General features: G+C 47.4%; 11 protein-coding genes. 3 read left to right on the plus strand and 8 right to left on the minus strand.

What is annotated here, in order from left to right; translation table 11 throughout:
• Positions 1-12: 12 nt before the first annotated feature.
• From lapB to aroA, 6 genes are all read right to left on the minus strand, one after another.
• Positions 13-1,173 carry a lipopolysaccharide assembly protein LapB gene (gene lapB, locus CFF01_RS09550; RefSeq protein ID WP_088904641.1) on the minus strand — a complete coding sequence of 387 codons (1,161 nt, stop codon included), beginning with the start codon at positions 1,171-1,173 and terminating at the stop codon, positions 13-15.
• A 1-nt stretch (position 1,174) separates the two neighbouring features.
• Complete coding sequence (locus tag CFF01_RS09555; RefSeq protein ID WP_033540517.1) at positions 1,175-1,492, minus strand: LapA family protein; 318 nt, start codon at positions 1,490-1,492, stop codon at positions 1,175-1,177.
• Positions 1,493-1,614: 122 nt separating this feature from the next.
• The gene (gene ihfB, locus CFF01_RS09560; RefSeq protein WP_033540518.1) at positions 1,615-1,902 is read right to left on the minus strand and encodes an integration host factor subunit beta; all 288 of its coding nucleotides are present in this window, start codon (positions 1,900-1,902) and stop codon (positions 1,615-1,617) included.
• 72 nt (positions 1,903-1,974) lie between these two features.
• Complete coding sequence (gene rpsA, locus CFF01_RS09565; protein ID WP_033540519.1) at positions 1,975-3,642, minus strand: 30S ribosomal protein S1; 1,668 nt, start codon at positions 3,640-3,642, stop codon at positions 1,975-1,977.
• 99 nt (positions 3,643-3,741) lie between these two features.
• The gene (gene cmk, locus CFF01_RS09570) at positions 3,742-4,434 is read right to left on the minus strand and encodes a (d)CMP kinase (RefSeq protein ID WP_033540520.1); all 693 of its coding nucleotides are present in this window, start codon (positions 4,432-4,434) and stop codon (positions 3,742-3,744) included.
• A gap of 174 nt (positions 4,435-4,608) precedes the next feature.
• Complete coding sequence (aroA, locus tag CFF01_RS09575) at positions 4,609-5,889, minus strand: 3-phosphoshikimate 1-carboxyvinyltransferase (RefSeq protein ID WP_033540521.1); 1,281 nt, start codon at positions 5,887-5,889, stop codon at positions 4,609-4,611.
• A 380-nt stretch (positions 5,890-6,269) separates the two neighbouring features.
• Between aroA and CFF01_RS09580 the strand changes: the two genes are divergently transcribed.
• Positions 6,270-7,460: an amino acid aminotransferase gene (locus CFF01_RS09580; RefSeq protein ID WP_088904642.1), complete on the plus strand. Its 1,191-nt coding sequence runs from the start codon at positions 6,270-6,272 to the stop codon at positions 7,458-7,460.
• Between the two features lie 98 nt (positions 7,461-7,558).
• Here CFF01_RS09580 and serC read toward each other — a convergent pair whose 3' ends face one another.
• Together serC and gyrA are read right to left on the minus strand one after the other, a co-directional pair.
• A complete protein-coding gene (gene serC / locus CFF01_RS09585) occupies positions 7,559-8,653 on the minus strand; it encodes a 3-phosphoserine/phosphohydroxythreonine transaminase (protein WP_088904643.1) in 1,095 nt (364 codons plus the stop codon).
• 135 nt (positions 8,654-8,788) lie between these two features.
• Positions 8,789-11,416, minus strand: a complete 2,628-nt coding sequence (gyrA, locus tag CFF01_RS09590; protein WP_033540542.1) for a DNA gyrase subunit A — start codon at positions 11,414-11,416, stop codon at positions 8,789-8,791.
• Between the two features lie 314 nt (positions 11,417-11,730).
• Between gyrA and ubiG the strand changes: the two genes are divergently transcribed.
• Together ubiG and CFF01_RS09600 are read left to right on the plus strand one after the other, a co-directional pair.
• Entirely contained in the window at positions 11,731-12,447 is a 717-nt protein-coding gene (gene ubiG / locus CFF01_RS09595) for a bifunctional 2-polyprenyl-6-hydroxyphenol methylase/3-demethylubiquinol 3-O-methyltransferase UbiG (RefSeq protein WP_088905922.1), read from the plus strand.
• 50 nt (positions 12,448-12,497) lie between these two features.
• Entirely contained in the window at positions 12,498-13,160 is a 663-nt protein-coding gene (locus CFF01_RS09600; protein ID WP_088904644.1) for an HAD family hydrolase, read from the plus strand.
• Positions 13,161-13,567 lie beyond the last annotated feature (407 nt).

The raw sequence follows: 13,567 nt of genomic DNA on the forward strand, positions 1-13,567 counted from the left end.
ATTATTCTTTCATTACTCCCCGTCGAGTCCACGGATCCGCTTAATGGTGCCCCAGCTCTTGCAAGAGGGGCAATGCCAATAGAGAGTATGTGACGGGAATCCACACTCGATACAGCGGTAACTAGGACGGAATTTTATCTGTTGCTCAACCAGCTCGGCTAACATGTTCAGGCTCTGTTTTGCTTGACCATCTTCGGCGTGCTGGATCTGCATTTTCATCAGATGTTGGAAACTTTTCATGGTCGGATGACGATAGAGACCATCAAGTATCAGCTTTTCAGCATCTTGCAGCTCACCTTGGGTAATCATCTGCTGTGCGAGGGTGATCGCAACGCTAGCACCTGCCCCTTGCTCTAACGCTTCACGCAGTAGCTCGCGGTAGGCACTGAGATCGTCCGTTGATTGATAGACCTCTTTAGCGATGGCGAGTGCTTCGGGGAAGATCTCGATATCGGCTTCTTTCAATCGGTTTAGCATCTCTTTGCTGCGACCATAATCTTGCTGATTCAGATAGAGCTTGGCAGCGTTTAGCATAGCGCGCCCACACTTGGGGTCCTGTTTGATGGCCTGCATCAAGTGCTTTAGTTTTAACTCGCTGTCGGAGGCTTCATCAGCCAATTCACAATAGAGGTGTGCTTGTAGGTGTTTTAGAGATTGCTGGCGTTTACGCTTCAAACTCTTGATGATATCGATTGCTTTTTGCCAATCTTTGGTCACCTGATAGATGGCAATAAGTTGATCTTCAGCTTCTTCGCTGTGATCCTCTTGGCGGACCAAATTGAGAAAGATCTCTTCGGCTCTGTCGTAGAAACCGGCGGCCAAATAATCTTTACCTAGCTCCATCATAGCAATATCGCGCTGTTCATTGGTCAGCGTCGGACGGGCGATTAGGTTTTGGTGAATTCGGATGGAGCGATCAACCTCCCCCCTTTTACGAAACAGGGAACCAAGAGATAGGTGGGTATCAATAGTGTCATCATCCACATCCAGCATGGAGATAAAGAGATCAACAGCCTTATCTGACTCGTTCGACAGAAGAAAGTTTAGGCCGGTAAAGTAATCACGGCTTAACTGTTTACGCTTACTATTCTGCTTATGCCTGATACTACGGCGACCCATATACCAACCATAACCGGCGGCAATAGGTAACAACAGAAACAGAATCTCTAACATATTAAGCGTTTACTTCCTTCGCTTGATGTTCAATTTGAGAAGATGGTGGTAGCGCTTCAGCGGGAAGTTTAGCTTCTAACTGATCAATTTTCTTATTGGCGCGACGCAGTTGTAATCTGACTTTGGTGATATGGTAGATGGCAAATAACCAACTGACTAAGAAGCCTGCTAAAAACACCACACCAAGCACGACAGGTAAACGATATTCGCCCTGAGCCACAAAATAACTGATGGTCACCAGTTGCTCGTTGCGTGCACCAAACAATAAAGCCAAGACGAAAAATAGGGCGACAAGTACAGTCGCGATAAATGACTTCACGTTAATCTCCATAAACCCGTGGTGATGGATTGATTATCCAAGAATTTTAACGAACTAGCTAGCCATACCTGGAGTTTAGACATAAAAAAACCTCCTTTCGGAGGCTTTTAAAACAATGTCATTTACGAGTTGATAGCATCAACGCGCTCACGCAGTTCTTTGCCAGGCTTAAAGTGCGGTACATACTTGCCTTCCAGTTCAACTGAAGTCCCAGTCTTAGGATTACGACCTGTACGTGGTGCACGATAATGAAGGGAAAAACTACCAAAGCCACGGATCTCGATACGGTCACCGCCTTCTAATGTTGTTGCCATCTGCTCCAACATCTCTTTAATAGCGCTTTCTACTTCTTTTGCCGACAGCTGCGACTGCCTACTGGCAAGTTTTTCGATCAGTTCGGATTTAGTCATCCTGTACCCTCTATAATCAAGCCAAACACAGTCACCTAGCGGGGATGTTGCCATCCCCGAACTTCAGGCGAATTATTTGCGAGCCGCTTTGAACGCTTCAGCCATGGCATTGCTCATAGCAACGTCATCTTGCTTGTTCAAGTTAGCCATCGCTTCCTTCTCATCAGCTTCGTCTTTCGCTTTGATAGACAGGCTGATTGAACGGTTCTTGCGATCAACACCCATGAACTTAGATTCAACAGTGTCACCTACTGAGTATACAGTAGATGCATCTTCGATGCGCTCACGAGAGATGTCAGAAACACGTAGGTAACCTTCTACGGTGTCAGCCAACTCGATAGTTACGCCTTTCGCGTCTACTGCTGTAACAGTACCAGTTACGATAGCACCTTTCTTCTTATCTGCAAGATATGCATTGAAAGGATCGTCTTCAGTCTGCTTAACACCTAGGCTGATACGCTCACGCTCTGGGTCAACAGACAGTACAACTGCACTGATTTCGTCGCCCTTCTTGTAGTCAGATACAGCTTCTTCGCCAGTACCGTTCCAAGAGATATCAGATAGGTGAACTAGACCGTCGATGCCACCGTCAAGACCGATGAAGATACCGAAGTCAGTGATTGACTTGATCTTACCAGTAACTTTGTCGCCTTTAGCATAACGCTCTGCGAAGTCATCCCATGGGTTAGTCTTACACTGCTTAAGACCTAGAGAAATACGACGACGCTCTTCATCGATGTCTAACACTAGAACTTCAACTTCGTCACCTAGGTTAACAACCTTAGATGGGTGGATGTTCTTGTTAGTCCAATCCATTTCAGAAACGTGTACTAGACCTTCAACGCCTTCTTCGATTTCAACGAAGCAGCCGTAGTCAGTTAGGTTAGTGACGCGACCAGTTAACTTAGTGTTTTCTGGGTAGCGCTTGCTGATTTCTAACCATGGATCTTCGCCAAGTTGCTTAAGACCTAGTGAAACGCGAGTGCGCTCACGATCGTACTTAAGTACTTTAACGTTGATTTCGTCACCAACGTTGACGATTTCAGATGGGTGCTTAACGCGCTTCCAAGCCATATCTGTGATATGTAGAAGACCGTCTACGCCACCTAGGTCAACGAATGCACCGTAGTCAGTCAGGTTCTTAACGATACCCTTAACGGCTTGACCTTCTTGTAGGTTTTCAAGTAGCGCATCACGCTCTGCACTGCTTTCTGATTCGATAACAGCACGACGAGAAACAACAACGTTGTTACGCTTCTGGTCTAGCTTGATAACCTTGAATTCTAGTTCTTTGTTTTCTAGGTGAGCAGTGTCGCGAACTGGGCGAACGTCAACTAGAGAACCTGGTAGGAACGCACGGATACCGTTTAGTTCAACGGTGAAACCGCCTTTAACCTTACCATTGATGACACCGATTACAGTTTCAGCATCTTCGTAAGCTTTTTCTAGAACGATCCAAGCTTCGTGACGCTTAGCTTTCTCACGAGAAAGTTGAGTTTCACCGAAACCGTCTTCAACAGAGTCTAGGGCTACGTCAACTTCGTCGCCAACTGCGATTTCTAGAACGCCTTGAGCGTTTTTGAATTGCTCAGCTGGGATTGGGCTTTCAGACTTAAGACCTGCGTCAACCAGTACCATACCGTTCTGGATTGATACAACAGTACCACGAACGATAGAACCTGGACGGAACTCAAGTTGTTGAAGGGATTGTTCAAATAGATCAGCAAAAGATTCAGTCATGTTAATTTACTTTAAGTAATAAACCACAGCCCATCCTAGACGTGGAGTCAGATTAATCATTTGTCCCATCCTTGTGACAAATCATAAAAACCTTGTCCCTTAGAGGGCAAGGTCGGGTAATTTTTGCTTGATGTGTGCGAGCGCAAGCTCAACCACTTCATCAATGCCGATAGCCGTAGTATCGATCACCAATGCATCCTCGGCTGGAACCAGAGGGGCTACGGGACGATTCATATCACGTTCATCACGCTCAATGACCTCGGCTAAAAGACGGTCGATATTAACATCGAAGCCCTTGTCCTGCAACTGATTATAGCGCCTTTGGGCCCTTTCCTCAGCCGATGCCGTTAAATAAAGTTTAGCGGGTGTTGTCGGAAAGACGACAGTGCCCATATCGCGACCGTCGGCGATAAGACCAGGTGCCTCTGCAAACGCTCGTTGGCGACGCAGTAAAGCCTCGCGAACGCTAGGAAATGCGGCTACTTTGGAGGCGGCATTTGAGCACTCTTGGCTACGAATCTCATGAGAGACGTCTTCACCTTCTAAGACAACTTTAATGCCGTTTGCTTTAGCCGTAATGAATTGCACATCCAGATGTGCGGCTAAAAGCGCCAGTGATGCTTCGTTGTCCAGCTCTACGTTGTGGTGAATTGCCGCCAGGGCCAACACACGATATATGGCACCGCTATCAAGCAGCTTCCATCCTAAACGCGAAGCAAGTATTTGACTAATAGTGCCTTTACCTGCACCGCTTGGGCCGTCAATTGTGACGATGGGAGCCCGTTGTGACATATGATTCTCCAATTTAAATCTATCGTCCCTAAAGATCTTGAATGTCGTCCACGAAAAAACTGCGCGCGCATTATAAACTAAAAGCGTTTAGAAAGCGGCAAAAAGTTACGAATTAACACAATTGGAGCTTGGGGCAAAGCGGGCCAAAGGATTGAGCCCGCTGTCAGTGGCAATCTACTGGGCTAAAGCTGCAAACTGCTCAAAATAACTTGGAAAGGTTTTCGATGTGCAATCGGGGTCGTTGATTGTGATCCCACAATCGGCAAAGGCTAACAGCGAAAAACACATAGCCATGCGGTGATCGTTATAGGTGTCGATATCGGCAGTGTTTAACTTAGCCGGCGGTGTCACGCTAATATAGTCGTGGCCTTCTTCGACAATGGCGCCGACTTTACGCAGTTCGGTGGCCATCGCAGCTAAACGGTCAGTTTCCTTGATACGCCAGTTATAGATGTTTCTTAAAGTGGTTGTGCCTTTAGCAAATAGCGCGGCTGTCGCTATGGTCATGGCGGCATCTGGGATATGATTCATATCCAGATCAACGGCATTGAGCGCAGCACTTCTGGCAATGATGTAATCGTCGCCCCACTCTATTTCTGCGCCCATTTTTTCAAGCACATCGGCAAACTTTACGTCGCCCTGGATACTTTTTAATCCTACGCCAGTGACTTTGACTTCACCACCTTGGATGGCACCCGCGGCAAGGAAGTAAGAGGCTGATGAGGCATCACCTTCAACTAACACAGTACCTGGTGAAACATAGTGTTGACCTGCTGGGATCTCAAAGCGTTCATAGTCATGGTTGATCACCTTAACCCCAAACTGGGCCATCAGGGCAACGGTAATGTCGATATAAGGTTTAGAAACTAACTCGCCTTTAATCTTAATATTGACCTGCTCTTTCGCAAGTGGTGCAACCATGAGCAGTGCCGTTAAAAACTGACTCGACAAATCACCTGCGATCTCAACATCACCACCATTTAGCCCGGTAGCATTGACCGTTAACGGCGGGAAACCGGGTTGTTTAAGGTATTGTATATCGGCTCCTAGGGCGCTCAAGGCATCAACCAGGTCGCCAATAGGACGTTCTTCCATACGAGGCTCACCCGTTAAGGTAAATTCCCCTTGGCCTAAGGTTAAAGCAGCGCACAGTGGGCGCATTGCCGTACCAGCATTACCCAAGAACAGGCTTTGCGCTTGATCACTGCTGATTGGACCGCTTAGGCCTTCAAGCTCACAGACTGTATTATTGTCTGATAATTGAAATTTAACGCCCAGTTGTTTCAGTGACGTCAGCATATGGCGGATATCATCAGAATCGAGCAGATTGGTCAGCCGGGTTTTACCTTCAGCTAAGGTCGCCAATAACAGGGCACGGTTTGAGATGCTCTTGGAACCAGGAATATTGACGGTACCTTGAACCTTAGTTATGGGATCGAGTCGTAGTTGTTTCATTAATCACATCTTCATTGATAGCAACCCATCTTTGGCTGCGAATTATTGATACTTGGTGTTGCCATCACGACAAAATGGCCGTCTGCTCAATCGACCTGAGCCTCGTGGTTATAAAATTACTGATTGAGGCCCACTATTCAACCCTTTTTTGCATTTTAAGGCGCTTAATGAGTAATTTTCTTTCTAAGCCCTATAAATGTTCCAAAATCAGGGGGCCCGTCCCCTCGATTTAACGTAGCTGGCATGAATATTTGCCAACTGAGGTCGAGTATAAAATCTCTATTAGCGCTGTAATTTAGTAATCAATTTAGTTTATCCTTAGGCTACGCAAAGCGCCGGCCATTTACGGCCTATAACAATAGATAAAGGTAGTTGGAACTATGTTCGAGAAACTTTCCCCTATGCCCGCCGATCCTATTCTTGGGCTTATGGCTAAATACCGCGAAGATCCTCAGGCCAATAAGGTCGATCTTGGTGTGGGTGTATTTAAAGATGAAGCGGGTAACACCCCTATTTTGGCCTGTGTTAAACGTGCTGAGCAGCACCGTATCGACACTGAGGAAACAAAAGTTTACATAGGTCCCACGGGCTCCCCTACCTTCAACCAACTCATCGGTGAACTGGCATTTGGCCAAGATAACCCTGCGCTACTTGCCGATCGCATTCGCACCGTCTCAACACCGGGTGGCACAGGCGCGCTCAGAGTGGCCGCTGATTTCATCAAGCGTATTAACCCAAATAGTGTCATCTGGGTCAGCGACCCGACCTGGGCTAACCACACAGGTTTATTTGAAGCGGCGGGCATTCAGGTAAAGACCTACCCTTACTACGATCATGAAAACAAGACGTTAAAATTCGACGAGATGATGGCTACCTTAGCCAACATAGGCTCAGACGATGTTGTGCTATTTCATGCTTGCTGCCATAACCCAAGCGGCATGGATCTCACCAATGAACAATGGGATAAGGTGATTGCTTTAACTAAGCAACAGGGCTTTACACCACTCATTGACATGGCTTACCAAGGCTTTGGTGATGGCGTAGACGAAGATGCTTACGGTGTGCGTCAGATGGCGGCTCAGGTCGATGATATGATCCTGTGCACCTCATGCTCTAAAAACTTTGGCCTGTACCGCGAGCGGATCGGAGCCTGCTCTTTAGTGGCGAAAGACAGCCAAGCCGCTAATGTCGCCTATTCGGTACTCTTGTATGTAGTTCGCTGCATCTACTCAATGCCACCTGCACACGGCGCAGCCATAGTCGAAACGATTCTCGGCTCGGCGGAGTTAAAGCAGCAATGGCTTGAAGAGTTGAAGGAGATGCGCGATCGCATCAATGGTAATCGCGCCATGCTAGTCAATAAACTGATCGAGAAAGGGGTCACACGCGATTTCAGCTTCATAGCCGAGCAGAAAGGCATGTTCTCATTCTTGGGGATCACCCCTGAGCAAGTGGCCAAGCTACAGAGTGATCATAGCATCTACATGGTCGACTCAAGCCGTATCAGCATCGCAGGTATAGGCACAGGTAACGTGGATTACCTTGCGGAATCTATCGCAAAAGTACTGTAATGACCATAATCATGGGCTTATTAAATTAGTTGCATAAATAAAGGGGACCTTGGGGTCCCCTTTTTGTTTTACTCACAGATAAAGTTAAGCGGCTAACGTTAGGCTGAGTGCTGCTTTGCAAACGAGCGCATAAAGCTTACCAAGGCCTCAACACCGGTAAGTGGCATCGCATTATAAAGACTGGCGCGCATACCACCGACGCTGCGGTGTCCTTTTAAGGCAACTAATCCTGCCGCTTTCGCTTCCGCTAGAAATGCCTCGTTTAATGACTCATCTTTTAAGTAAAAAGTGACGTTCATTTGCGAGCGGTTTTGCTCAGCAACACGATTCTCATAGAGATCACAGCTGTCGATAAAATCATATAGAGTCTTAGCCTTAAGCTGATTCACTTCAGACATCTTGCTTACGCCGCCCTGGGATTTCAGCCACTTAAAGACTTCGGCGGCAAGGTACCAGGCAAAAGTCGGCGGTGTATTAAACATGGAGTCATGTTTTACCGCTAGGCGATAATCCATAATCGAGGCCTGATTGAGCTGCGGATAGGCCAGTAGATCATCACGTACTATCACTATGCTAAGCCCTGATGGGCCGATGTTTTTCTGTGCGCCAGCATAGATCAATCCATAGCGGCTAACGTCAATCTCGCGAGACATAATATTCGACGACATATCGGCAACAATCGGCCAAGGCGAGTTAATCTCATCAAAAATTTCGATGCCATCTACCGTCTCATTCGGACAGTAGTGCAGGTAGCGATAATCTTGCTCTATTTCTTCTAAATTAGGCAATACAATCCTGCTGATATCATTCTCTTTTTCAACAATATTCAGGGTATCTATCTGTTCATCACCGGCTAACTTTCTGGCTTCATCGACAGCTGCCGATGACCAGCTCCCATCAACTAAATAAAGGGCTCGCCCGGCTTCACCTAAAAAGTTATTCACAACAGCAGCAAACTGACCACGCCCCCCACCATGCATAAAGAGCACATGGTAGTTACTCGGAATATTCATCAGTTCTCTGATGTCAGCCTCGGCCTGCTCGGTAAGCGCGATAAACTCCTTACTGCGATGACTGATCTCCATTACGGAGACGCCCTGCCCATTCCAATCTAATAACTCCTTTTGTGCCTTTTGCATCACGGGTTGCGGCAACATGGCCGGCCCTGCACAGAAATTATATGTCGCGCTCACTTCTTTCTCCTTTGCGTTTATTGTCAACGGCATTGCGTCAGATAAGGTGCCACTTAATGTTTTATCATTTGTTGGTGTTTTACTTGCTAAAACAAAACGAGCGTCCAAAAGGACGCCCGTTTATATACCTAAACCTTATTCGGTAGGCTCAGCCTCTGGCGTATCGCCAGGAGCCTGTGTTTCATCGACCGTCTCGTCAAGGATAGGATTACCCTCTTCGTCGTATTCGGTGTCGTCTTGGATCTCATCGATACGCTGCAAACCCACTACAGTTTCATCGGCCGAGGTACGGATAATGGTCACCCCTTGGGTGTTACGACCAATGCTCGATACGCCCGTTGCCGGAGTTCGAACCAGAGTACCTTTGTCGCTGATCAGCATAATCTCATCGTTTTCCTGAACTTGTACAGCACCGACTACGGCGCCGTTACGTTCACTGACCTTGATAGAGACCACGCCCTTAGTTGCACGACTCTTCGCCGGGTATTCAGATAGCTCAGTACGCTTACCATAACCATTTTCAGTCACGGTAAGAATATCGCCATCGTTCTTAGGCACAATGAGTGATACCACTGTCTGACCATCTTCGAGCTTGATACCGCGGACACCTGTTGCCGTACGGCCCATACCACGAACCTGATCTTCACTAAAGCGTACCACCTTGCCTTCGTTAGAGAAGAGCATGACTTCATTATCACCGTTGGTGATATCAACACCGATCAGCTGATCGCCATCTTTAAGGTTAACGGCAATAATACCGTTTGCTCTTGGACGAGAATACTGCTCAAGGGATGTCTTCTTCACAGTGCCGTGAGAGGTCGCCATGATCACATACTTATCGGCGTCATAATCGCGGACCGGCAAGATAGCGGTAATGCGTTCGCCTTCAGCGAGCGGTAGCAGGTTAATGATTGGACGACCACGCGCTTGACGGCTTGCCAGCGGCAGTTGATACACCTTCAACCAGTACATCTTACCAAAGTCAGAGAAACACAAGATGGTGTCATGAGTGTTAGCTACTAGCAGTTTTTCGACGAAATCTTCGTCTTTAACCTTAGTCGCCGCCTTACCCTTACCACCACGGCGCTGTGCCTGGTAATCGCTGAGCGGTTGATACTTGGCATAACCCAGGTGTGATAGGGTTACAACTACATCTTCTTCATTAATCAGATCTTCAAGACTGATATCCACCGCCGAAGCATTCAGCTCGGTGCGGCGCTCATCGCCGAAGTTTTCCAGCACTTCCTGAAGTTCTTCTTTAATCACTTCCATCAAGCGCTCTGGACTGCGCAGGATATAAAGCAGCGCGGCGATAAGTTCGAGTAACTCTTCGTATTCGCCTAGAATCTTCTCATGTTCTAGACCGGTCAACTTGTGCAGACGCAGGTCCAAGATAGCCTGTGCTTGTTGCTCGGTCAGGAAGTAAAGTCCATCACGAATACCATACTCAGGGGCTAACCATTCTGGACGCGCGGCGTCATCGCCCGCTTTTTCAAGCATGCCCTGTACATTGCCAAGAGCCCAACCTTGCTCGATCAACTTCACTTTAGCTTCGGCTGGTGTCGGCGATGCCTTGATCAGCGCGATAATAGGATCGATATTAGCCAGCGCAATGGCTAGTGCTTCAAGGATATGGGCACGATCACGGGCTTTACGCAATTCAAATACTGTACGACGCGTTACCACTTCACGACGGTGAAGAATAAAGCATTCCAGCATCTCTTTAAGGTTGAATAGCTTAGGTTGACCATTGGTCAACGCCACCATGTTGATACCGAAAGAGGTTTGTAACTGCGTCTGAGCGTAAAGGTTATTGAGGATCACCTCACCCACTTCACCACGCTTCACTTCGATAACGATGCGCATACCGTCTTTATCAGACTCATCGCGCAGACCGCTAATGCCTTCAATCTTCTTATCTTTAACCAGTTCGGCGATCTTTTCGATCAGACGAGCTTTGTTAACCTGATAAGGTATCTCGGTAACGATAATCCGCTCACGACCATTATCTTCGGTTTCGACTGAAGCACGAGCGCGCATAACCGCTTTACCGCGACCAGTCTTATAAGCATCTTCTATCCCTTTACGGCCATTAACGATAGCGGCTGTTGGGAAGTCTGGACCTGGAATATGCTCCATCAGCTGCTCAATTGACAGGCTTGGCTCATCGATAAGCGCCAAACAGCCAGAGATCACTTCTGATAGGTTATGAGGGGGAATGTTTGTTGCCATACCCACGGCAATGCCCGATGAGCCGTTAACTAACAGGGCTGGAATACGGGTGGGCAATACGGCCGGGATCTGCTCAGTGCCATCATAGTTAGGCACATAATCGACGGTTTCTTTTTCTAAGTCAGCCAGTAACTGATGGGCTAACTTATCCATACGAATTTCGGTATAACGCATAGCCGCTGCAGCGTCACCATCGACCGAACCAAAGTTACCCTGGCCATCGACTAAGGTGTAACGCATTGAGAAAGGCTGCGCCATACGCACGATAGTGTCATACACCGCCGAGTCGCCATGGGGGTGATATTTACCTATCACGTCACCGACAACACGTGCCGACTTCTTGTAAGGCTTGTTCCAATCGTTCTTCAACTCGTTCATCGCAAAGAGTACGCGGCGATGAACCGGCTTTAAGCCATCGCGTACATCGGGTAACGCTCGGCCAACGATCACGCTCATGGCGTAATCTAAATATGAATTCTTTAATTCGTCTTCAATATTAATTGGTGTTATAGATGAAGCCAGATCAGTCATAAACTGCTCGATCCCTTGAAATTTAGCTGACAAAATACTGCTTAAAAACCAGGCAATATATCGTCAAGCCTGAAAACGTGATTTGGCATTCTAACACAGATATTTAAAGGCGCTAGACCCTATTGAAATTTCCCGCCAAATATCTGATTAGCGCGGTAAAGCCTGCTCGATTTAGCTTTAGATGAACGCTTTAACAGCAATCTCACCCCAGCGGTTAGATTTTCGATGGGATCTCCTTTGTTTATCTAGGGCTATGAGTATAATAGCCCTAACATTCTTTCCCCTTCAGAGGTTTGACCGTGCCTAACCAATCTGTGACTCACAATGTCAACGTTGATCCACAAGAAATTGCAAAATTTGAAAAGATGGCTGCTACCTGGTGGGATCCCGAAGGGGAATTTAAGCCTATTCATAAGCTAAACCCCTTAAGGTTGAATTTTATCGATCAGACAGTCGGTGGCTTGTTTGGCAAGTCAGTGCTGGATGTTGGCTGTGGCGGCGGGATTCTCTCTGAAAGCATGGCACGTCTTGGTGCCAAGGTAGACGGAATTGATATGGGCGCCGAGCCCCTTGATGTGGCGAAACTCCATGCCTTAGAAACAGGGGTTGAGATCAACTATATTCAGACCACTGCAGAGCATCACAGAGACAGCCATCAAGGTTTGTATGATGTGGTGACCTGCATGGAGATGTTAGAGCACGTGCCCAACCCAGCATCTGTGATCAAAGCTTGTAGCGACATGGTAAAGCCCGGTGGCTATGTATTCTTCTCAACCATTAACCGTAATCTAAGAGCCTATGTCGAAACGGTTATTGGCGCTGAGTACCTATTAAAGATGTTGCCTGTCGGCACCCATGACCATAAGAAGTACATAAAACCTGCCGAGTTGATAGGTATGGCCGAAAAAGTGGATCTAGAGTGCACTGACGCGACTGGCATTACCTATAACCCGCTGACCGATATCTTTCGTTATACCAAGAGCCTTGATGTCAACTATATGATTGCCACGGTTAAGCAACTTGATGACTAAAACCGGAATAATTAAAGCCGGAATGACTAAGCCGGAATGACTAAGCCAGAATGACTAAGCCAGAATTGATTAAAGGGGTGCTGTTCGATCTCGACGGCACCTTAGTCGATACGGCGCCCGACCTTGTTCAGGCGCTCAATTTGGCGCTGGCTGACTTTGGCTATCCGACTAAATCTTTGGTAGAGGTCAGAGACGCCGCCTCTAACGGCAGCCTTGCCCTGGTGAACGCCGCCGAGCCACAAATTGATGAGGCGGAAAAGACGGCAATTCAACAAGCTCTGCTGCACCATTATCACCAGGTCAATGGCGATCAAGCGCAGCTATTTGACGGTATAGCCCCCCTGCTTACCCACCTTTGTGAGCTAGACATTCCCTTTGGCGTGGTAACCAACAAGGCTGCACGCTTTGCGCGTCCCTTGCTTCACCGTCTCGAACTGGCCCATTTAATGCCAGCGATTATTAGTGGTGACTCGACAACCCAGAGCAAACCTAATCCCGCTCCGATGCGCTTAGCGGCCCAGCAACTTGGCGTACACTGCAATCGCATACTCTATCTTGGAGATGCCAGGCGCGACCTTGAAGCGGCGTGCAACAGTCAGATGCTCGGTGGGATCGCCCATTGGGGTTATATCGCAAACAATGACCAAGCAGAGCTCTGGCCCCATGATTATGGTTTTACCACCCCAATAGAAGTGATTGAATTGCTAAAGTAGAGTAAGTCGCTGTAAAAGGTGACAAATCGCACATCACCCTCTTCAGTTGTGTGAGTCTGACCAAATCTGAACTTATGGATGTGATTAAGATCCTTTTTCAACGGCGATCGATCCCAAGGATCTGAGCAATATTTTAGCTTTCGCGACACAACAAATCAGTCGCCTAAAAGTTGACCTAACGAGGCTATCGTAATTGAAAACAAGGGTTAAAGGTAAGCCGTTACTAACCCCATGCGTTACCCCCAAGATATCCACAACTTGTCCCCTAAAAACCCGCTTGCAATATCGCAGCAACCTCACTATCTTGTATCCTAACAAATAAAAAACACCATATATTGTGTATGGTCAGCGGTCGAAGCCACTAGAACAGCTGTAGTGCTCAGGTACTTTTTTAACATCTTCGATTG

It is taken from the genome of Shewanella marisflavi (assembly GCF_002215585.1).
GTDB classification, from domain to species: domain Bacteria; phylum Pseudomonadota; class Gammaproteobacteria; order Enterobacterales; family Shewanellaceae; genus Shewanella; species Shewanella marisflavi.